Annotated in this window: 12 protein-coding genes, 2 tRNA genes, 3 rRNA genes and 1 pseudogene; 5 read left to right on the forward strand and 13 right to left on the reverse strand. The window is 54.3% G+C overall.

Annotated elements, in window-relative coordinates; translation table 11 throughout:
- Positions 1 to 516: 516 nt before the first annotated feature.
- Together D3871_RS31055 and D3871_RS22720 are read right to left on the reverse strand one after the other, a co-directional pair.
- Positions 517 to 636: pseudogene (locus tag D3871_RS31055) on the reverse strand (IS5/IS1182 family transposase); the annotation flags it as partial.
- 12 nt (positions 637 to 648) lie between these two features.
- Entirely contained in the window at positions 649 to 1,899 is a 1,251-nt protein-coding gene (locus tag D3871_RS22720; protein ID WP_158598022.1) for an LssY C-terminal domain-containing protein, read from the reverse strand.
- A gap of 467 nt (positions 1,900 to 2,366) precedes the next feature.
- On the opposite strand from D3871_RS22720, the gene D3871_RS22725 reads away from it, so the two are divergent.
- The 4 genes from D3871_RS22725 to D3871_RS22740 all read left to right on the forward strand — a co-directional run bounded on the left by D3871_RS22725 (position 2,367) and on the right by D3871_RS22740 (position 7,396).
- Positions 2,367 to 3,506: a TRAP transporter substrate-binding protein gene (locus tag D3871_RS22725; protein WP_119771295.1), complete on the forward strand. Its 1,140-nt coding sequence runs from the start codon at positions 2,367 to 2,369 to the stop codon at positions 3,504 to 3,506.
- A 328-nt stretch (positions 3,507 to 3,834) separates the two neighbouring features.
- The gene (locus D3871_RS22730; RefSeq protein WP_119771296.1) at positions 3,835 to 4,461 is read left to right on the forward strand and encodes a TRAP transporter small permease subunit; all 627 of its coding nucleotides are present in this window, start codon (positions 3,835 to 3,837) and stop codon (positions 4,459 to 4,461) included.
- Positions 4,458 to 6,413: a TRAP transporter large permease gene (locus D3871_RS22735; RefSeq protein WP_119771297.1), complete on the forward strand. Its 1,956-nt coding sequence runs from the start codon at positions 4,458 to 4,460 to the stop codon at positions 6,411 to 6,413. The genes D3871_RS22730 and D3871_RS22735 overlap by 4 nt, the downstream gene beginning before the upstream one ends.
- A 68-nt stretch (positions 6,414 to 6,481) precedes the next feature.
- On the forward strand, positions 6,482 to 7,396 hold the full coding sequence (locus D3871_RS22740) for a DUF4394 domain-containing protein (protein ID WP_199724863.1): 915 nt from the start codon (positions 6,482 to 6,484) through the stop codon (positions 7,394 to 7,396).
- A gap of 25 nt (positions 7,397 to 7,421) precedes the next feature.
- On the opposite strand, the gene D3871_RS22745 is transcribed toward D3871_RS22740, so the two are convergent.
- From D3871_RS22745 to D3871_RS30360, 11 genes are all read right to left on the reverse strand, one after another.
- On the reverse strand, positions 7,422 to 9,851 hold the full coding sequence (locus tag D3871_RS22745) for a penicillin-binding protein 1A (protein ID WP_420799678.1): 2,430 nt from the start codon (positions 9,849 to 9,851) through the stop codon (positions 7,422 to 7,424).
- 356 nt (positions 9,852 to 10,207) lie between these two features.
- The gene (locus D3871_RS22750) at positions 10,208 to 10,705 is read right to left on the reverse strand and encodes a hypothetical protein (protein WP_119771299.1); all 498 of its coding nucleotides are present in this window, start codon (positions 10,703 to 10,705) and stop codon (positions 10,208 to 10,210) included.
- A gap of 185 nt (positions 10,706 to 10,890) precedes the next feature.
- A complete protein-coding gene (locus D3871_RS30015; RefSeq protein WP_147376875.1) occupies positions 10,891 to 11,118 on the reverse strand; it encodes a hypothetical protein in 228 nt (75 codons plus the stop codon).
- 496 nt (positions 11,119 to 11,614) lie between these two features.
- Positions 11,615 to 11,727: ribosomal RNA gene (rrf, locus tag D3871_RS22755) — 5S ribosomal RNA — on the reverse strand.
- 156 nt (positions 11,728 to 11,883) lie between these two features.
- Positions 11,884 to 14,761: ribosomal RNA gene (locus tag D3871_RS22760) — 23S ribosomal RNA — on the reverse strand.
- A 296-nt stretch (positions 14,762 to 15,057) separates the two neighbouring features.
- A tRNA-Ala gene (locus D3871_RS22765) sits at positions 15,058 to 15,133 on the reverse strand.
- Positions 15,134 to 15,143: 10 nt separating this feature from the next.
- A tRNA-Ile gene (locus tag D3871_RS22770) sits at positions 15,144 to 15,220 on the reverse strand.
- 129 nt (positions 15,221 to 15,349) lie between these two features.
- Positions 15,350 to 16,880, reverse strand: a 16S ribosomal RNA gene (locus D3871_RS22775).
- Together the 16S, 23S and 5S rRNA genes with 2 tRNA genes alongside form the textbook arrangement of a ribosomal RNA operon.
- A gap of 622 nt (positions 16,881 to 17,502) precedes the next feature.
- A complete protein-coding gene (locus D3871_RS22780) occupies positions 17,503 to 18,252 on the reverse strand; it encodes an intradiol ring-cleavage dioxygenase (RefSeq protein WP_119771300.1) in 750 nt (249 codons plus the stop codon).
- A gap of 415 nt (positions 18,253 to 18,667) precedes the next feature.
- Complete coding sequence (locus D3871_RS22785; RefSeq protein ID WP_158598023.1) at positions 18,668 to 21,475, reverse strand: response regulator; 2,808 nt, start codon at positions 21,473 to 21,475, stop codon at positions 18,668 to 18,670.
- On the reverse strand, positions 21,468 to 21,818 hold the full coding sequence (locus D3871_RS30360) for a hypothetical protein (protein ID WP_158598024.1): 351 nt from the start codon (positions 21,816 to 21,818) through the stop codon (positions 21,468 to 21,470). The genes D3871_RS22785 and D3871_RS30360 overlap by 8 nt, the downstream gene beginning before the upstream one ends.
- A 383-nt stretch (positions 21,819 to 22,201) precedes the next feature.
- Here D3871_RS30360 and D3871_RS22790 point away from each other — a divergent pair, with 383 nt between their 5' ends.
- A complete protein-coding gene (locus D3871_RS22790) occupies positions 22,202 to 22,489 on the forward strand; it encodes an HU family DNA-binding protein (RefSeq protein ID WP_119771302.1) in 288 nt (95 codons plus the stop codon).
- Positions 22,490 to 22,503: the final 14 nt, after the last annotated feature.

Here is a 22,503-nt window from a genome sequence, read left to right on the forward strand (position 1 = left end):
CGTCGCCCTGCGGATTTAATGCGCTGCCCAAGCCCTTGCTTGATTATTTTATTGGCGACGATACGACCACATCCTGACGACATACTTACCGCCTAACCCAATTTTCCCGTGAGAGTGCCTCCCCGAGAGATATTTTCCGCCGTTGTCTCCATAGCATAACGAAAGGAAACGACCATGAACAGATTTACGGAAACATTGCAGACTTTGGGGCGTTGGCAATCGCAATGTGTATCGATGTCGACACATATTGTTTCGCTTATTGAAACAATCTATTGAGGAAGGGTCAGATGTGTAGTCATCAACGAGACTGCGAAGTAAAGGAATTCAACGTACAGATCGACTAAGTGCACTTGTTGAAGAATGTGCCGCCTAAGCGAATGATGACTGTCTTTAACGGGCTGAGATAACTTTCGATGCGCTTGCGGATCGAATTTCGAACGTCATTTCGACGTACGCTCCAACAGACACAACTACGCCGCCCGCGGTCGGCCGCGTCATCAGCCTGGCTAGAACCTGTTAAGGATCTTGTCCCAACATCGTGGCGGCCTTATTGAACATGAGGCAGACGAAGGCGACAAAATGCAGCCCAGCCAGGGTGTCAGTCAACCGCTCGTAGTCGAGCGCCAAGCGGCGAAAGCAGTGTCAGGATTATTCGTTCCGAAGCTGCCGCGCCGACACCGGATAGTGCTCCCCGAACAGTTCGATGGTGGATGTATCGGCTCGCTTTTCTTTCAACATCACGATCGCCCGCAGCCCATCCGTGTAGTACGGGTCATTCTCCGCATTGCGGCGCGGGGCCGTCTTGGCGGCGGCGCCCACGCCTTTAGTATAGGAGAGCCGCTGCGCCAGTTGCGAGGTCATGAGGTCTTGCAGCAGATAAAACCGGGCCTCATCGACCGAAGGATCGATTTCGTGCGTGGTGGGCGGCCACAACCGGCCCGACAGTTTCACGCCGACGTCGCGACTGATCTGTCCGGCCCAGACCGCCTGCCCGTGCCACGTCACGGGCGCCAGCCACAGCCGGAGATGGTTGCGCTCCGCGACGAGTTCGCGGATCTTTTGATAGGCGACGTCTTGCGTGCGCCCGAGGAAGCGCAGGTCGGACACGGCGCCATACGGCAGGCGGCTGCCGGACAGGAAGGCGAACACCATCTTCAGTGAGGCCGAGCTGGACATGACTTCCGCCAGGGTCCAGCCGCGCGAGGCGAGCGCAAGCCTAACCAGTTCAAGCGAACCGACGAGAACGAAATTGATCGGGTCGGCCTCCTGCCCCTCGGGGCCGATGGTGCAGCACGGCAATGTGGCCACGTAATCGATCAAGCCGGCGTCATCCAGATCCGGCAAGGTCTGGCCCGGATAAATCCGCCGTTGCGAAGGGACCGGCGGCCTGTGCAAACCGGGAACTTCCAGCACGAACGGAAAATCGCGGCGATGCCCCGGCGTCATGAGCTGCACCGTAACAGCCTTGAGTCCCTCTTCGACGCGCACGAAGATCATGCCGGAGGTCACGCTCTTCGGCGGGATGAGTACGGGCAAGGCGTTGTTTTCGACGCGCGTGACCAGTTCCTGCGGGGGATGCCGACCAGCGACGCGCCGCAGCACTTCGGAGGGAATGAAGTAGTCGTGGTCGATGGCGATTGGAAACAGCCAGTAGGAGGCCGTATCGTCGTTCCGGATGCGCAACCAGATCGGCTGGATACCGACATCGTGCAGCGATACCCCGAGCGCATCCCGGCTTTCCTGTGCCCCGAGAGCCGCCGCCGCGACGCTCACCGGACCGTCCTGGCGGATCACGGCGCGCGTTTCGGGTGGCGCCGGGTCGGCTTCGAACGGCCGTTCCACGGCGCAGCCCGCCAGAGTCATGGAGATGAGCAACACGATGTACATGCTTGGTTTCATGGCCGCTCCACAGCGATTGGCAGCATTGATTTGCCGGCCCATCCGGCTCCGCTTCAATTCATCGAGCTGCGGACCTTGTGCAGCATCGTATCCGCAGTATCGACGCGGATCAAGACCAGTCCCGGAGATTCGAATTAGACAATGATGTACAAGATCATGTTCAGCACGTTCGAACTCGAACGCGCCATTCTTGAGCCGATAGACATCATGTATTGACCTATCGCACCACCATCACGCTTGTTCAAGTCCCGAACGGCCAACAGGAATGCAGGGCCGGGTTTCATACCAGAAATGCCCGACCTACCTTAAAAAGAAGGCCATTATTTTATCGGTATTTCAATGTTGCGATGCGGCTTGACTAAAGAAAGCGCTAGCGCAATCTTGAGGGGTTCGTCACGCGCCGTAAATTGTTTTTTATGCGACGGGAGACGACATATAACCCTAACGCCAATATCAGGAGACGAAGCATGAAACACGTTAAGAAAGCTGGACAAGCCCCTTCTCGTCGCCGCTTCCTCGGAACCGCGGCCGCCAGCACGACGGCGCTTGCCTTCCCGATGGTCGCCACCGCGCAGACGGCTACACAATTCCGATTCCAGAGTACGTGGCCAAGCAAGGACATCTTCCATGAATATGCAAACGACTTCGCCAAGAAAGTGAACGACATGACCGGCGGCGAACTCAAGATCGAGATCTTGCCGGCAGGTGCGGTCGTGCCGGCATTCGGTCTGCTCGACGCAGTGTCCAAGGGCACACTCGACGGCGGCCATGGCGTCATGGGCTATAACTACGGCAAACAGAGTGCGATTGCGCTGTGGACATCCGGTCCGGCCTACGGCATGGATGCGAACATGGTTTTGGCTTGGCACAAGTATGGCGGCGGCAAGGAATTGCTGGCCAAACTGTATGATTCGATCGGCGCCAACGTGGTGTCCTTCCTGACCGGGCCGATGCCGACACAACCCTTGGGCTGGTTCAAGAAGCCGGTTACCAAACGCGATGATTTCAAGGGCTTGAAGTATCGGACCAATGGGCTGGCGATCGATTTGTTCACTTCCATGGGTGCTGCGGTCAATGCATTGCCCGGAGGTGAAATCGTCCCTGCGCTGGACCGTGGCCTGCTGGATGGCGCCGAATTTAATAATGCCTCTTCCGATCGCATCCTGGGCTTTCCGGATGTGTCCAAGGTATGCATGCTGCAAAGCTTTCACCAAAGCTCGGAGCAGTTTGAGATCACCTTTAACAAGACCAAGTACAACGCATTGCCGCCCAAGATCAAGGCGATCATCGAAAACGCGGTAGAAGCCTCATCGTCCGATATGTCGTGGAAAGCCGTAGACCGCTATTCGCAGGACTATATCGCGCTGCAGACCAAGGACAACGTCAAGTTTTACAAGACACCCGATTCGTTTCTGCAAGAGCAGCTCAAGGTATGGGACGAAGTCATCGCCAAGAAACGCGAAGGCAATCCGCTGTTCCAGGAAGTGGAAAAATCCATGCGCACCTTTGCCGAACGCGCCGTAAAATGGGATATGGATACCAACAATCCGCGTCGCATGGCGTTCAATCATTATTTCAGTAAGAAGCCTGGCGGCACCAAGAGCTGAGTATTCATAGGACGTAGTCACACAATGGCTTAGGAATGTGTACGGAATAAGTTACCGATTTGAACGCGTCGGACGGGATGTGTTGCAAGGGGCCCGCCGAGGGGCGCGAGAAGGAGTCATAGCGAGCTATGGCGACGCCGAGCAACGCTGCAGCGCGCCCGTCAGACGTGAACCAAATCGGGAAATTATTTCGTGCACCTTCCATAGCAGAAGGCACTATCCGCACTTGCGGATAGTGCCTTCTGCACAGGATATCGATGCGGCCTCAACAATGAGCCACCGCTGAGTACCTTCAATCGATTTGGTCTTCACCTCTAGGATTCAAGACATGCAAAAGCTCTTGCTCTCCGTCGACAGGGTGAGCACCTGGATCGGCCACGCCTTTGCGTGGCTGATCCTGGTGCTCACCTTGCAAATTTCTTGGGAAGTTTTTTCGCGGTATGTTTTAAACACGCCTAATGCGTGGGCGTTTGATTTGATGATCATGGGGTATGGCGCCGCATTCATGATGGCTGGCGCCTATACGCTGGCAAAGAACGGCCATGTGCGCGGCGACGTATTGTACGGATTCTTTCCGCCACGGCTACAGGCAACGCTGGATCTGATCCTGTATTTCCTGTTCTTTATTCCGGGTGTCGCCGCACTGATCTGGGCGGGATACACATATGCCCAGGAATCCTGGGCAATCAACGAGCACTCGAACATCACGGCGAACGGTCCGCCACTCTATCCGTTCAAGATGATTATCCCGATCGCAGGAATTTTCCTCATGGCGCAAGGCCTGGTGGAAATTGTCCGTTGCATCGTGTGCATCAAGGAAGGCGCATGGCCGTCGCGCGAAGAGGACGTTGAGGAAGTCGATGTCGACAAGTTGAAAGAAATGGTCAATGTAAAAGAACCGGCATCGGCCCAGGCAGACCTGTCTGCCATGGACCACAACAGGGGGAACAAATGAGGAAGGAAGTATGGTTCGGAATCTCCATCATGGCCATGGTCGTGATCGGCCTGTTCGTGCTGATGCCGGCGCCTTCGGACATGACCAACGGTCATCTCGGCTTGCTGATGCTGGGGCTCATCGTGATCGCCATCATGCTCGGCTTTCCCACCGCATTCACGCTCATGGGTATGGGCGTGATGTTTACCTGGTTCGCTTATCGCGATGTCAATCCGGATATAGCAGTGCAACAGACGCTGGACCTGATGGTGCAGCGTGCCTATTCGGTCATGGCCAATGATGTGCTCATATCAGTGCCGCTGTTTGTCTTCATGGGATATCTGGTCGAGCGCGCCAATCTGATCGACAAGCTGTTTCGCAGTCTGCATCTGGCAATGGCGCGCGTGCCGGGTTCGCTTGCGGTCGCGACCATCGTCACTTGCGCGATTTTTGCGACTGCAACCGGCATTGTCGGCGCTGTCGTGACGCTGATGGGTCTGCTTGCAATGCCCGCGATGCTGAAGGCCGGATATAGCGTGAAACTGGCTGCGGGCTCGATTACCGCCGGCGGCTGTCTTGGCATCCTTATCCCGCCTTCGGTCTTGCTCATCGTGTATGGAGCTACTGCTGGCGTGTCCGTGGTGAAGCTGTATGCGGGCGCTTTCTTCCCCGGCATCATGCTTGCGTTGTTGTACGTCGCCTATGTCATTATCGTGGCGAAACTCAAGCCCGATTGGGCGCCGCCTCTCGCTCCCGCAGACCGGGAAGTTGCATTGCCCGCATATTCCCGCGCACTCATGACTGGCGGCGGCAACCATGCAATCGGCGGATTCGTCGCGGCACTGAAGGGTAAACGCAACGCAGGCGTGCCTGCGGCGACGCTGCTGTCACAACTCGGCATTGCCTTGCTTCCTGCGCTGGCATTCGCACTGATCATGGGTTTCACTTACCAGGCCGTGACAAAGGCAGCGCCCGAATCCCAGGACGAGGTGATCGAAATGGGCATCGGCATGGGGTCCGATTCCTCATCGTCGAATGAAGGCGGCCTGGCTGAGCCACCTGTCGAGGGCGGACTCGCGGAACCGCCGAGCGAAGGGGGCTTGACCGAACCGCCGAGGGAAGCGCCCCCTGCTGCGCAGGCTGCACAACCAAATGCATCCGATACGCAGGCAAAACCACCGGCGACAGTTGAACAGCCTGATACCGCGGCGCAATCGAAACCCGCTCCACAGGGTTACTGGATCACCTTTGGCCTCTTCCTGGCGGCGGTACTGGCATTTTATGTACTCCTGAGCTATGCACGCTTTGAAATATTCAAGATGCTGCTGGCTTCTTTCTTCCCGCTGGCAATATTGATCCTTGCCGTACTTGGGGCGATTGTCTTTGGTCTTGCAACGCCTACCGAAGCCGCTGCCATGGGTTCCATGGGAGGCTTGGTGTTGGCAGCGGCATACCGAAGGCTTAATCGCGATGTATTGAAGGAATCGGTATTCCTAGCTGCCAAGACCAGTGCGATGGTGTGCTGGCTATTCGTCGGATCGAGTATTTTCTCTGCAGCGTTCGCGCTGCTGGGCGGTCAGGAAATCATCAACAATTGGGTCTTGTCGATGGATCTCACGCCGCTGCAGTTCATGATCCTTGCACAAGTGGTGATCTTCCTGCTCGGCTGGCCGCTCGAATGGACCGAGATCATCGTGATCTTCATGCCGATCTTTATTCCCTTGCTTCCGCACTTCAATATCGATCCGCTGTTCTTCGGCCTGCTGGTCGCGATGAATCTGCAAACCGCCTTCCTGTCGCCGCCGGTCGCCATGTCGGCCTTTTATCTGAAAGGGGTGTCGCCCCCGCATGTCACCTTGAACCAGATTTTCATGGGCATGTTGCCTTTCATGGGAATTCAGGTCATCGCATTGGTACTGCTGTACATGTTCCCGGCAATCGGATTGTGGTTGCCTGAACTGCTGTACAAATAGCGTCGGCAAGGCATGGTACACATCGTGTACCATGCCTTATCCTTAGTCCGTCATCCAAGTAGATGCCAATGCAACATTCCCCATCTTCGTACAACCGGCAGCGGTCCGCAGCGTCGCACCTTATCCTCTTTGCCGCCGCCGCCGCGCTGACGGCATGTGCAACGATTGAAGAACCGGTTGGCGCGATGCGCAAGGAAACCGTTTATGCGGTGACTTCGTCGAACCAGTTGATCAGCTTTAATGCCGGACAACCGCAAAAGCTGCTGTCGCGCAAACCGCTGAACGGCCTTCAAAACGGCGAAACCATCACCGGCATCGATTACCGGGTTGTCAAAGGCTGGCTGTATGCATTGGGCAGCAGCGTCCGCCTGTACCGCATCACTCCTTCCAGCGGTGCCGTCCAGATGATCGGTTCCGGACCGATTGCGGTAAGCCTGACGGGTACGGAATTCGGAGTTGACTTCAATCCTACCGTCGATCGCATACGCATCGTCAGCAACAGCGGTCAGAACCTGCGCGTACATCCCGACACCGGCGCTGTCGTCGATGGAGATCCGAATACGCCAGGTGTTCAGCTGGATGGCAACCTGGCATATTCCGGCACCGATCCGAATGCGGGCAAAAAGCCGGCAGCTGTCGCCGCAGCCTATACCTATAACAAGCAGGACGAGAAAATCACGACCAACTTCGCAATCGACGCGGCGCAAGGCATGCTCGTCACTCAGGGCACGCGTGAAGGCAAGGGCCCGGCGATTTCTCCCAACACCGGACAACTGCTGAGCGTCGGCCCGCTGGGTATCGGTGCATTCGAACGTGCGTCTTTCGACATTGCCGATATTTCCGGTGCTGCCTTCACCGCTATCACCAGGTCAGGGGAAAAGTCCTCGTCATGGTATGAAATCGATCTCGATAGCGGCAAGGCCAGCATGATCGGAAAAATCGACTCGGGCGAACCGGTGGTAGGCATAGCGATCGAGCCGTGAATGGAGGCAGGCCGCAAGAAAGAGGCTAAAGCGGATTGATCCAGTCGATGAATTTTCGAATGCTAGCCGCGATGTCTTCCACACGCTGCCGCCACTCATGGTAAGTCTTTTCCACTTCGCGCATTTGCTTGAGCAGGCGATCCAGCGTATCCAGGACCGAGCCATCGGTTTCCTTGGGCGGGGGTGCAGGTTGAGCAGGTGGATTGTGGTCAGGCTCGAAAATGCGCCGGAACACATGAAGAATATCGTCGAATATAGACTCACTCGGCTTGGAAAATTGCAGTGCGGGATCCACCAGCCGCGCATTGAACGCCTGCTGGCAAAAGTCGCCGACCAGCAGCAGTGCGTTATGAGCGCCCTGCCCCCAATGCGTGCTGCGCATGCTGACGCGCGCATCATTGAAACCGACCCAAGAGCCTGCAACCAAACGCGGGTGCATCAGGATGAACCAGCCATCGGTGTTGTCTTGCGTGGTGCCCGTCTTCCCGGCGACGTCAGCGCGAATCCCGAAGCGTGACCGCAGCCATTGCCCGGTGCCCTGATTGACCGCACCACGCATCATATCGATCAACTGATCCGCCGTTTCGCCCGAAATCACCGCCTGACGCTTGCTATCGAACGTAGCAAGCGTATTGCCGGCCTTGTCGGTAATACGTGTGACCAGAACCGGCTTGCGGTACTCGCCGCGCGATGCGATTGTCAGATACGCAGTGGTCATTTCGAACAAGGTGACCGGGCTGGTACCGAGCGACAGCGACGGGACCGGGTCTAGGCGACTTTGATTGACGCCCATCTTTTGTGCAAGAGACGCAATTTGTCCCGGCCCGGTTTCAAGCATCACACGCGCGGTAATAGTGTTTTTGGAGTACACGAGACCATCGCGCGCCGACATCATGCGACCACTGGGCGCAACGATATCGGCAGGCCGCCAGACTGATCCGTTGGATAAGGGGATGTCGACCGGCGCATCCAGGAATTGCTTGCTGGGCGACATGCCTTTTTCCAGAGCCGCTCCGTACACAAAGGGTTTGAATGTCGAACCCGGCTGCCGCCTCGCCTGGCCGACATGGTCATATTGATCGGTGCCGAAATCGCGGCTACCCACCCACGCCTTGACATGGGCATTGACCGGATCGATTGCAATGAACCCAGCTTCCAGACGCGTTTTTTGGTCTTTCAGCCGTAGGATGAAGTCAGGATCGTTTCGTAATTGCGTCAATATCTGTTCTGGTTCTACACCCTCGTTTATGGCACGCCGGTAGGAAGGTGACTCTCGGATAAACGCATTCATCAGGTCGGTACGGCTGTTCCAGAAATGGGAGAACTTCTGAACGCGCGCGCGCCGCTCGACATACGCCGACGTGCTGGTCGACAGGAGTCGCTCGGCACTGCTTGCCCACTCCACATCCGCCACCGCCTGCAAGGCTTCCATCTGTCGATTGACCGCCCGGTTTGCGAGCGCCTGCATGCGCGTATCGATCGTCGTGTAGACGATCAATCCATCCTGATAAATGTTGTAGTCATTGCGGTCTGCCCATTCGATCAACCATTTCCGCAATTGCTGGGTGAAGTGCGGCGCCGGTCCAAGCGCTTCCTGTTGCCGTTCGAAGTCGAGCACCACAGGCCTGGCCTTGATTGCATCGAAGCTTTCCTGGCTCAGCAGTTTGTGCTTGACCATCTGCGATAGCACTACATTACGACGCTTTACCGCACGTTCGGGATTGAGCACCGGGTTGTAGTAGCTGGTTCCCTTCAACATCCCCACCAGTGTGGCGCTTTCAAGCAGGCTGAGCTTGCTGGCGGGCTTGTCGAAATAGGTACGAGCTGCCATTTCAATGCCGAACGCGTTATAGAGAAACGGCACCGTGTTCAGATAGCTTTCAAGAATCTCGCGCTTGGTATATGCCTGCTCAATCTTCAACGCGGTAATGATTTCCTTGATCTTGCGTGTGACGGTGCGCTGGCGTCCGATTTCGTCCGGGAACATATTGCGCGCCAGTTGCTGCGTCAACGTGGAGCCACCTTCCGGATCGCCGATCAGTGCACGCACTGCACCAACCGCCATGCGCATTGGCTCAACGCCACGATGCTGGTAGAAGCGATGGTCCTCGGTTGCGATCAGCGCATTAACAACATGCGGAGCAACTCGGTTTATTGGAGTCCATTCCCGATTCAAGCGATTGAACACCGCCAGCTGCTTGCCATCGGAAGAAATCAGCACACTTGGCTTTTCCGATTTTGCCTTGCGCAGATCCGCAGTACTTGGCGTCAAGGGGATAAGGACAACCGCATAGAGGATCAATAGCAGCAAACCGATCGACGCCAGAAAGAGCACTCCCTGCATCGCGGCTTTAAAGCGTATCAGCGTGCGCTCCGCCGGATTGAGTGCGATTACGGTATATCGTCGAATCCGACGATAAAGCGCCTCGGCGATGGAAGCGATGGCCTGCGACACCTTCAAAATTCAGTCTCCATCGTTTTATGCAGATGTATGCATTGGGCATTCCCTTGACCGGGGATGTTCACTTCCTTGCAATGCATCATATCAACCGCATCCGAATGAATGACAATATGCAAGTTGCCTTGGGCTTGAGGACTTAAACCACATGTTAAGTCCAATAAGCGTGGCGTCTCTACCAATTGCCAGTCTCCGGGCTTGCATACCTGCCGAGCAGGAACGCGCCATCGTATGAGATGACATTGGAACTGGCACAGGCTCGTTGGTAAGGCAAGTTGTGCTGGCAAAATTCAACGCGAAAAGGTTTTCGCGGCCGTGGGTGTGTAATTACTCGGACATTCGTCCGAAAGTTGCTACGATGAATGGTGGTCAGCGCCCTCCCGCGGGTGTCGCTCGGCTCTTTGTTCGTGTCCATAGCGACGTGCACTTGCCGGAATCGGTTGCCAATCGAACTGGCGTCCGATGGTGATATGGAAATCCGGTTCACGCGCTAGCCCAAGCTCCCGCCGAACTTGCTGAAACCAGTCGCTATATACAGGTAGCGACCAGAAGTCGAAGTGATTGCGGACGCCGACATCATATTCAATATCCACCTCAAGGCCTTCATATTTGCCCCAGTACTCCATATTCGGAATATCTTCACCATGCCGGACTATGGTCACATGAGTGCCGAATATCGGTCGATTCAGACGCAATGCCTGTCCGTATTGCCGTTCAACAAACCATTGATACAAAAGATCCAGATCGTCATGTGGCAACGTAGCGACTAGCGAGCGCTTGTTATAAGGTTTGTCCGATCGGATCGGCGGAAGGTCATAGGCAAGGCGCCCACGGATTACATATCGCTTCATTACCCGGCTGGCATCGGAATGGATTCAGTTTGGCTTCTTTGTCGATGTCACTCAGACTAAGATCGCTTCAATTTTTAGAAGATACCAAGAATCAGTCTTTGTAGATTCAATCTGGAAACGTTTTCGCTCTGCACGAAAACTATCTGCGATAGACTGTTCTGAACGGCCTTGCATCGACCTGCACGCTATTTAATACCTGAGTTTCCATTGTTTTTTGTTAATCGGTATTGGGTAAATGCGAGAGCGAGGCAAGACCATTCCCATTCATCTTGATACAGTTGCGCACTGAGCTCGACATATTGGTGAACCCAGCCATCGTCGCAACATTCGGGACATTCCAGATCCGGAATCCGTTGTGCCATGTTTGCCGCAAGTCGCTCCAGGTCTTCGATCGAAATTTCGTGCTTTTCCATAGGCCGGCTTTTCGCTGTCAGGACTGTCGACAATATTAAGACATCGAACTGGCTGGCTGATTCATTTCAATGTTCAATGCCAATCTGAGAAAGACTAGAGTAGCGGCGGATTGAGCACGTTGCGAAAGCCGCAATAGCGATGCCTATGTTACCGACGCTGAACTTGGGGAAAAGGCAAATGAGTTGTACAGCCGAGCGCGTTAGTGAGGGATTGCATGCTCTTACGGGCAATACCTATTTGCAACTGTATTGATAGTCGTGTTTTTCGTGTTGCGCCCTTGCTTGGTATTTTGCATCGGGCGCGATCCAATTCACCGCATAGCCTTGACGAGGCGAGCAGCATGACGGCGACGTACGGGACGTGCGCTGCTGCCGGAATCGGGAAGCGGTGGCGGGTTGGAAGCGAGGCAGGGGGAGCGCGGTGGTGCTTGGTGCGTGGAGTGCACAAAGTAAAACGCCCCCGGCGGTTAAGCTGGAGGCGTTTTGGGGGGTACGAGCCTGACGATGACCTACTTTCACACTGGTTGCAGCACTATCATCGGCGCGAAGTCGTTTCACGGTCCTGTTCGGGATGGGAAGGGGTGGGACCGACTCGCTATGGTCATCAGGCATAACTGGTAGTGTTGCTTGCAGGATCGTTATTGCTAATCCGTCAAACAACGCAATCTGGGAAGAAGTAGTGCGCAGGGGTTCTGCGCTTATTTTGGCGGGCGTGATGTCCAATCGGGCATACGCTTCATACTTGTGTATAACTACCAAGGTTATAGGGACAAGCCGCACGGGCAATTAGTACTGGTTAGCTTAACGCATTACTGCGCTTCCACACCCAGCCTATCAACGTCCTGGTCTCGAACGACCCTTTAGCAGGCTCAAGGCCTGGGGAAGTCTCATCTTGAGGCAAGTTTCCCGCTTAGATGCTTTCAGCGGTTATCTCTTCCGAACTTAGCTACCCGGCAATGCCACTGGCGTGACAACCGGTACACCAGAGGTTCGTCCACTCCGGTCCTCTCGTACTAGGAGCAGCCCCCCTCAAACTTCCAACGCCCACGGCAGATAGGGACCAAACTGTCTCACGACGTTTTAAACCCAGCTCACGTACCACTTTAAATGGCGAACAGCCATACCCTTGGGACCGGCTACAGCCCCAGGATGTGATGAGCCGACATCGAGGTGCCAAACTCCCCCGTCGATATGAACTCTTGGGAGGAATCAGCCTGTTATCCCCAGAGTACCTTTTATCCGTTGAGCGATGGCCCTTCCATACAGAACCACCGGATCACTATGTCCTACTTTCGTACCTGCTCGACTTGTCAGTCTCGCAGTTAAGCACGCTTATGCCATTGCACTATTAGCACGATGTCCGACCGTACCTAGCGTACCTTCGAACTCCTCCGTTACACTTTGGGAGGAGACCGCCCCAGTCAAACTGCCTACCATGCACTGTCCCCGATCCGGATAACGGACCAAGGTTAGAACCTCAAACAAACCAGGGTGGTATTTCAAGGTTGGCTCCACGGCAACTGGCGTCACCGCTTCATAGCCTCCCACCTATCCTACACAGATTGGTTCAAAGTCCAATGCAAAGCTACAGTAAAGGTTCATGGGGTCTTTCCGTCTAGCCGCGGGTAGATTGCATCATCACAAACATTTCAACTTCGCTGAGTCTCGGGAGGAGACAGTGTGGCCATCGTTACGCCATTCGTGCAGGTCGGAACTTACCCGACAAGGAATTTCGCTACCTTAGGACCGTTATAGTTACGGCCGCCGTTTACTGGGACTTCAATCAAGAGCTTGCACCCCATCATTTAATCTTCCAGCACCGGGCAGGCGTCACACCCTATACGTCCACTTTCGTGTTTGCAGAGTGCTGTGTTTTTATTAAACAGTCGCAGCCACCAGTTTATTGCAACCCCTTCATCCTCAGGCCGCAGGGCCTTCAAACTACCAGGGCGTACCTTATCCCGAAGTTACGGTACCAATTTGCCGAGTTCCTTCTCCCGAGTTCTCTCAAGCGCCTTAGAATACTCATCTCGCCCACCTGTGTCGGTTTGCGGTACGGTCTCGTTAGACTGAAGCTTAGAGGCTTTTCTTGGAACCACTTCCGATTGCTTCGCGGCACAAGGCCACTCGTCGCACACCCTTGAATTGCGCGCCCGGATTTGCCTAGGCGCCTTCTTCGATGCACAAACCGGGACATCCAACACCCGGACAACCTTCCGCGATCCGTCCCCCCATCGCATCTAACGACGGTGCAGGAATATTAACCTGCTTCCCATCAGCTACGCATCTCTGCCTCGCCTTAGGGGCCGACTCACCCTGCTCCGATGAACGTTGAACAGGAAACCTTGGGCTTACGGCGTGCGGGCCTTTCACCCGCATTATCGCTACTCATGTCAGCATTCGCACTTCTGATACCTCCAGCATCCTTTACAAGACACCTTCGCAGGCTTACAGAACGCTCTCCTACCATCTGCATTACTGCAGATCCGCAGCTTCGGTGACTGGCTTAGCCCCGTTACATCTTCCGCGCAGGACGACTCGATCAGTGAGCTATTACGCTTTCTTTAAAGGATGGCTGCTTCTAAGCCAACCTCCTGACTGTTTTAGCCTTCCCACTTCGTTTTCCACTTAGCCAATCTTGGGGACCTTAGCTGGCGGTCTGGGTTGTTTCCCTCTTGACGCCGGACGTTAGCACCCGACGTCTGTCTCCCAAGCTCGCACTCACCGGTATTCGGAGTTTGCAATGGTTTGGTAAGTCGCGATGACCCCCTAGCCATAACAGTGCTCTACCCCCGGTGGTGATACTTGAGGCACTACCTAAATAGTTTTCGGAGAGAACCAGCTATTTCCAAGTTTGTTTAGCCTTTCACCCCTACCCACAGCTCATCCCCTAACTTTTCAACGTTAGTGGGTTCGGACCTCCAGTACCTGTTACGGCACCTTCATCCTGGCCATGAGTAGATCACTTGGTTTCGGGTCTACACCCAGCGACTGAAATCGCCCTGTTCGGACTCGCTTTCGCTACGCCTTCCCTATTCGGTTAAGCTTGCCACTGAATGTAAGTCGCTGACCCATTATACAAAAGGTACGCAGTCACCCCTTGCGAGGCTCCTACTGTTTGTATGCACACGGTTTCAGGATCTATTTCACTCCCCTTCCGGGGTTCTTTTCGCCTTTCCCTCACGGTACTGGTTCACTATCGGTCGATATCGAGTATTTAGCCTTGGAGGATGGTCCCCCCATGTTCAGACAAGGTTTCACGTGCCCCGCCCTACTTGTCGCAAGCCTAGTTCCACAATACCGATTTCGCATACGGGGCTATCACCCTCTGTGGCCGGAGTTTCCAATCCGTTTTGCTATCGCTACTGCTAAATCTTGCAGGCTGTTCCCATTTCGCTCGCCACTACTTTGGGAATCTCGGTTGATTTCTTTTCCTGCAGCTACTTAGATGTTTCAGTTCGCCGCGTTCGCTTCACACACCTATGTATTCAGTGAGTGATGACCCAAAGGGCCGGGTTTCCCCATTCGGAAATCTGCGGATCAATGCGTGTTTGCTCGCTCCCCGCAGCTTATCGCAAGCTACTACGTCCTTCATCGCCTGATATCGCCAAGGCATCCACCATGTGCACTTATTCGCTTGTCCCTATAACGTTGGCTTCTGTCGCCAGAATCCCGTTATAAAGTATGAGTTTGAATATGCCGTAGTCCAGACTACTCGCGTGTCACCACGAGAACTCTTTCCTACCTATGATTGATACAATCACAACCCACCAGTATCTCCCAACGCGCTCATCACAAACGCATCAGTCCATACTGATAAATTCTTTACTACTTCTTCCAGATTGTTAAAGAACAAAAACAGCCAATGATCTCAAAAGATCAAACCTAAATCGCCCGCGCCCCACGGCGCCCCGACTTAGGTTTGATGTCTCAAAGAAGTGGTGGAGGTTGACGGGATCGAACCGACGACCCCCTGCTTGCAAAGCAGGTGCTCTCCCAGCTGAGCTAAACCCCCGAAACTTTGATGGTGGGTCTGGTTGGGCTCGAACCAACGACCCCCGCGTTATCAACACGGTGCTCTAACCAACTGAGCTACAGACCCGTTCGGATCAGTACCTAGCCAAACCCCCGGCAGACTGTATTGCGTGCCGACTGCCGACTTACACTGTTCTTGCTGTCTCTACCAACATACCGATAAGTGTGAACGCTTGACGCGATGGCTTTACTCTAGAAAGGAGGTGATCCAGCCGCACCTTCCGATACGGCTACCTTGTTACGACTTCACCCCAGTCACGAATCCTACCGTGGTAAGCGCCCTCCTTGCGGTTAGGCTACCTACTTCTGGTAAAACCCGCTCCCATGGTGTGACGGGCGGTGTGTACAAGACCCGGGAACGTATTCACCGCGACATGCTGATCCGCGATTACTAGCGATTCCAACTTCATGCAGTCGAGTTGCAGACTACAATCCGGACTACGATACACTTTCTGGGATTAGCTCCCCCTCGCGGGTTGGCAGCCCTCTGTATGTACCATTGTATGACGTGTGAAGCCCTACCCATAAGGGCCATGAGGACTTGACGTCATCCCCACCTTCCTCCGGTTTGTCACCGGCAGTCTCATTAGAGTGCCCTTTCGTAGCAACTAATGACAAGGGTTGCGCTCGTTGCGGGACTTAACCCAACATCTCACGACACGAGCTGACGACAGCCATGCAGCACCTGTGCGCCGGTTCTCTTTCGAGCACTCCCAGATCTCTCCAGGATTCCGACCATGTCAAGGGTAGGTAAGGTTTTTCGCGTTGCATCGAATTAATCCACATCATCCACCGCTTGTGCGGGTCCCCGTCAATTCCTTTGAGTTTTAATCTTGCGACCGTACTCCCCAGGCGGTCAACTTCACGCGTTAGCTGCGTTACCAAGGAAATTAATCCCCGACAACTAGTTGACATCGTTTAGGGCGTGGACTACCAGGGTATCTAATCCTGTTTGCTCCCCACGCTTTCGTGCATGAGCGTCAGTGTTATCCCAGGGGGCTGCCTTCGCCATCGGTATTCCTCCACATATCTACGCATTTCACTGCTACACGTGGAATTCTACCCCCCTCTGACACACTCTAGCCGTGCAGTCACAAATGCCATTCCCAGGTTAAGCCCGGGGATTTCACATCTGTCTTGCACAACCGCCTGCGCACGCTTTACGCCCAGTAATTCCGATTAACGCTCGCACCCTACGTATTACCGCGGCTGCTGGCACGTAGTTAGCCGGTGCTTATTCTTCAGGTACCGTCATTAGCCCAGGATATTCACCCAGACCGTTTCTTCCCTGACAAAAGAGCTTTACAACCCGAAGGCCTTCTTCACTCACGCGGCATTGCTGGATCAGGGTTGCCCCCATTGTCCAAAATTCCCCACTGCTGCCTCCCGTAGGAGTCTGGGCCGTGTCTCAGTCCCAGTGTGGCTGGTCGTCCTCTCAGACCAGCTACTGATCGTCGCCTTGGTAGGCTTTTACCCTACCAACTAGCTAATCAGATATCGGCCGCTCCACGAGCATGAGGCCTTGCGGTCCCCCACTTTCATCCTTAGATCGTATGCGGTATTAGCTAATCTTTCGACTAGTTATCCCCCACTCTAGGGCACGTTCCGATACATTACTCACCCGTTCGCCACTCGCCGCCAGGATTGCTCCCGCGCTGCCGTTCGACTTGCATGTGTAAGGCATGCCGCCAGCGTTCAATCTGAGCCAGGATCAAACTCTTCAGTTCAATCTCTGTTTGTGCCATTGCTGGCAACCTCGTTCGAGGTGTCGCCCACTCAAAATACTGACAAGTAACATCTTGCGATGCTTACCTATATTTCTTTGTGAGCACTTGATACTTGTGTAATGCCAATGGCCGAAACCATCAACTCCACCACACCAAGCGCCCACACTTATCGGCTGTTAGTTGTTAAAGATCCGCTTGCTCCGACAGAGCGTTGTGTCTGTCGCCGTCCCCTGCAATGCAGGGACCGTCTGCTGCGCTTCAAGGACCATTTTGCATCCCTTGCACCCTTCGCTTCCGCGCTTTGTTTGCTGCGTGTCGCGACGGGAGCCGAACTATAGCAAACACATGGGCGACATGCAAATCTTTTTTCCTGCCATGCGTTTTACAACAAAAAAAGCGCGCGAGCTTCATCTGGATTTCATGGTCAGTGCGAGCGGAACAATGTTATCAAAAATACACCGCGCCATTAGTCGCCCGTTAAAACGGAATTTATTTTCATATAAGTTGCGACGTACCGCCACGGCGAAACATCGAGATGCTTTCAAGGTGCATCTTCGCGCACCTATGGAGCTAACCTCGGTGTCAATGCACGCGGCCACTGGATGCAAGGACGCAACAGGTTTTACATACGAAGCCCGATGTCGAATGCAGCAACATAAGCTGTCGTCGTCTTCTCCGGTCTTAACAAAAGATGAGAGCCCTGGTCGCGTTGAAATAGTCCATCTCTGCTGTTTAAAACCATACGACGTCCACGCCTTGCATAAACCTCCGATGAATGCACCTGGTCGGTCACAGATTCGTCAAAGTACAGTTGCGACGTGAATTCATTCGCACGCCGGGTGTTCAGATTGTTGCGGACCTTGAAATGAATGTGCACGGCACGTCCCGGATACCAACCGGGGTAAACTGTCACGAAATTTACCGCTCCGTCGCGTCCGGTAATCTGGAACCCGCGCAGGAATTTTTTTTCCTTTTCAATACTGGTACCGTCGATAACGCCGGAGTAATGGCCATTTGCATCACAGTGCCAGATATCCACCATCGCACCGGCAATGGGAGCACATCTGTTGGCGCCGACCGCATAAACGCGAAGTGTGAGCGCGAGTGCCGTCCCTACGCTGACGGAGCCATCGTAGGGATCGGTGCGTATGTCAGATCTCTGCAGGCGTTCGTCTATAAAGAATGGGCCTTCCGTTTGCTGTGGCGTGACGATGCAGCTTGGCAGACCGGGCATCCCACGCGTATCGGCTGTAGAGGCCCCCTTGGCTGATGCACTAATCAATGAGGCACCCAAAAGGAAAAGTGCCCGACGACGCGAGAAGTCCAGTTCTGCCTTCTGACTATTGGTATTCTTGTTCGCAGCAAATATCATGGCTCTACTCGAAATTTACCTCACAGCTTCAGAATAAACGAAGCCATGAGTATGGCAAGCAGTGATCAGTGATATATGCCGGGCTTTCGATATCGTTCATGCATTGCGCACGAGCGAATTCCCCCAGCGCTGAATGATATGGTTGATGTTGTAGCAATATAATCTTGTTGCGATTCGTCATGCCCTTGTCACAAGCGAAGGATATGATCACGTCATCTGCTGTACATGCAACTGATATGCATGACGGCAGCTAGGTGTGCCGTCAGATCCGATTCAGAACGGGGCGGCATACCAACCAGATCCGCAGGCAGAAAGCAATCGTTACGGAAGGCAGGCATCTTGCACTCTGGCGAGCCTTTCCACCTTCATTCGCGAACAAAGCATCTAGTGCACGCCCTTAGTCTGCACGCTCCAGTCACCCGGTAGATGCCGAATCATGTGACCACGACAATTTTGAAAGCAGACGATTGACGGCCGCCAGCCCGGCGGGCTTAGTGAGATGTTCGTCAAACCCGGCGGCTCTTGAACGGCTTCTATCGTTTTCATTTCCCCAGCCGGATAACGCCACCAAAACAACGTGCTCCATGCCCGGAGTTTTGCGTAATGCGCGTGCCACTTCATATCCATTCATTCCAGGCATTCCAATATCCAGAAAGACGACTTCCGGCATGAACTCGCGGGCCATTTCGAAGGTTTGCATGGCGTCATTCGCAACCCGGGTTGTATAGCCTCCGACCTGCAGCAGCGCTGAGAGACTTTCGGCGACATCGCTGTTGTCGTCGACAACAAGTACGCGCCTTCCAGAGTTTCCAATCGGAACAACTGGCTTATTAGTCGGCGCGGGCCGCTCTTCCCGTGCTTGTGCGAACGGCAAGCGTACTGTGAAGCTGCTGCCCTTTCCGCTACCGGCGCTGGCCGCCGTAATTGTTCCGCCATGCAGTTCTGTTAAACGGCGAACAAGCGTAAGTCCGATACCAAGACCACCTTGGGCCTGATTCAGATTCTGCGATACCTGCGTAAACATTTCGAATACCGTCGGCAGCATTTCGGGTGGAATGCCAACGCCATTGTCAGTCACCGTTATCGCTATCTCGTTGTTTTCCCGGCATGCCGACAAAATGATGCGGCCGCCACGTGAAGTGTATTTGGCTGCATTGTTCAGCAGATTGCTGATGATTTGAGAAAGTCTGGTGGGGTCGGCATCCAGCAGCAGAGATGCTTCTTCCAGTTGGGTAACCAGTTGATGCCCGCAGGCTTGAATCTGCGGCATGCTGGTTTCGATGGCGCTCGCCACCACATTTTTCAGTTCAACCTTTTCTTTTTTAAGATGTACCTTGCCGCGTGTGATACGTGCGACATCGAGCAGATCGTCCACCAGATGAACCATGTGCGCAAGCTGTCGCTCCATCATGTCTCGCGTTCTGCCGACGACTTCCGGATTGTCAGCTGCAAGACGCATGATCTCAAGGCCGTTTTGCAGTGGTGCCAGCGGGTTGCGCAGCTCATGGGCAAGTGTTGCGAGAAACTCGGTCTTGCGCCGGTCGGCCTCGGCCAGATCGGCCGCCAGACGACGTAAATCGTCTGCCGCACGTTTTCTGTCGGTTACATCCGTACCGGTCGGTGCTACGTAAAGCACACGTCCCATGCTGTCGGTAACAGGCGCCAGGATCAGCTCAATAAACCGTTGGCTGCCATCGGCCACGAAGTAAACAGTTTCGCGTTTAAAGGTATTGCCGGCAACCGCTTCCATGTATCCCGAGCGCACCATGTCCATGAGCTCCGGCGAGCGGTTCCACCACCCGCAATCCCAGAATTTTTTACCGACGACTTCCTCGCGCGTGAACCCACAGGCTTCGAGACACAGACGGTTGGCTTCGATAATTGTCCCGTCGAGAGCCATGACGCCCGCGAAGTATGAGCCTTGATCGAAGAAGGTCCGAAACTTGGCGTTGGCCTCCGCGGCGGCGAACGCCTCGGCAGCAGCCTCACGCTCACGTTGCTCGACCTGCTTGCGTGCGGTAATGTCAGCTGCCATTCCGAGGACTTGCATGTCCCCGGCGGAGGTTCGCTGGCGCAATCCGGAAAACTCCAGCCAGCGCGGCTCTTTCGCCGGGCCCGAAACGCGCGCCTGCAAATGAAAAACGGCGCCGCTGTATGTCATGTCTTCAAGCGCTTGCAGGAATGCAGGCGCGTCTTCCGAATGAAGAAAACGCCGTGCGAATTCCGCAGCAATTGTCGATGCTTCCAAGGGCGGTATGCCCAAGGCCTGATTCAATCGGTCGTTTTCCCAGGTAATCAATCCGGTGGGTGCGTCCCATAGCCATACGCCCAATCCTGCGGCTTCAGTAGCAAGCTTGACTCGTTCGCGACTCTGACGCAGCCGCTCTTCGCTCATTCTCAAATCGTCAGCGGCCTGCTTCGCTGCGGTTGCATCGCGAAATATCTTGGTGAATCCACGCAATTGGCCTTGTGCATCATTCAACGCAATCGTCACGCCATCCGCATAAAAGCGACTTCCATCCTTGCGTGCATGCCAGCGTTTGTCTTCTGAACGGCCATTGTCTTTTGCTTCCGCCATTTCGATCTCGGGTCTGCCCGACAGACAATCCTCTGGCAGATAAAGAATAGCGGCCGATTGACCGATTGCGTCCACGGCGCGCCAGCCGGTAATTTCCTCCGCGCCGCCTTCCCATTCGCTGATTCGTCCGTCGACATCGGTCACGACGAACGCATAATCCTTGATGTTGCCCAAAAGAAGGCGGATGCGAGCATCTTTTTCATTGAGCGCAGCCATATGGCGCTCGCGTTCAATACGTGCCAAATCCGCTGTCTTGCGATACAGATCCACAAAAAAAGAGACTTTGGCTTGCAGTACGGCCGGCACAATAGGCTTGGTCAGGTAATCAACGGCGCCAAGAGCATACGCTTCGTCAACGGGAAAATTCGGATCATCAGGCGCCGCAGTGAGAAAAATGATCGGCGTCCGGCTGGATCGCGGGTGGGTTCTTATCAATCGCGCCGTTTCAAAACCGCTCATGGTCGGCATGCGCACGTCAAGCAAGATAGCGGCGAAATCTGTTCCGAGTACCTTGCGTAGCGCTTCTTCGCCTGACGTGACGGAAATCAATGTCTCGTCAAGCTTTTCGAGCACGGTTTCTAACGCAAGCAGGTTCGCCGGCTGATCATCTACCAGCAGAATATTGACAGGAACAGGATTATTCACGGCGTGCCTCGCTCGACGTTCCTTTTCCGGGCACAAGGCTTAAACGGGGACCGCAACCAAATATATATTCGTTGAAATAAGCAATAGCTGCATTCCGGCCACGCTTTGCAGGTTCTACTCTGCTCACAAACATACGATGGTCCACAAGGTCGACAGACGTCGCGAATCCATCCGACAGTGCGCCGGCCAGAAGCAGGTTTTCTCGGTAGTACAAGCTGTGCAGTTGCTGCATACCTTCCCATATATTGGCGGCTTGGCCAGTGATCCAAGCCTGTGAAATATTACGGCAGCGTATCAGACCTCTCTCTGCCGATCCCGCGAGACGGTCAATACTTGCCTTCATACGCTCTGCATTTTCGAGGTATTACTATGTTCGTCGCTCTTCAAGTCACAACTTAGTGTCTTCAAGATTTAAAGGCATTTGAAAATGGGGACATGCCGACAATGTCATGTGACCCACAGTATAGGGTTGCATCAATATGGTGCAAACGCGCAACAACGATCTGTGGACGATATTTTCCATGTCCATTGCAACGGCGGTTTGAGATCCAACAGTAATTGCGTCTTGGAACGAAGCTTATTCGGGAAAACCGGAAACAAGTTGCTTATATCTGAGGATACAATCATTCAACGTTTCCCTTCAGCAGCGGATAGCGACAGAATGTCGCTTATGAGATATATTTCCGCCTGCACTACTTTTGACATGTTTTTTCAACAGGAGCTTTAATGAACAAGAGCGAAATCATCGACAAGATTGCAGCTGACCATGAAATTACCAAGGTCAAGGCAAAACAGATTGTCGAGCAAGTTTTCGGCTTTATCGGTACAGATTTGAAGAAGGAAGGCCGCTTTTCCTTTCCTGACCTGGGCACCTTTACGGTTGCACAGCGCGCGGCCCGCACTGGACGCAATCCGGCAACTGGCGAGTCCATCAAAATCAAGGCATCCAAGAACGTGCGCTTCAAAGCCGCTCCGGCACTGAAGGATTTGGTTGCAAAGGTCAAGGTCAAGTAATCAATCTTGTCGAT

Origin of the sequence: Noviherbaspirillum saxi, assembly GCF_003591035.1 — a bacterium.
GTDB classification, from domain to species: domain Bacteria; phylum Pseudomonadota; class Gammaproteobacteria; order Burkholderiales; family Burkholderiaceae_D; genus Noviherbaspirillum; species Noviherbaspirillum saxi.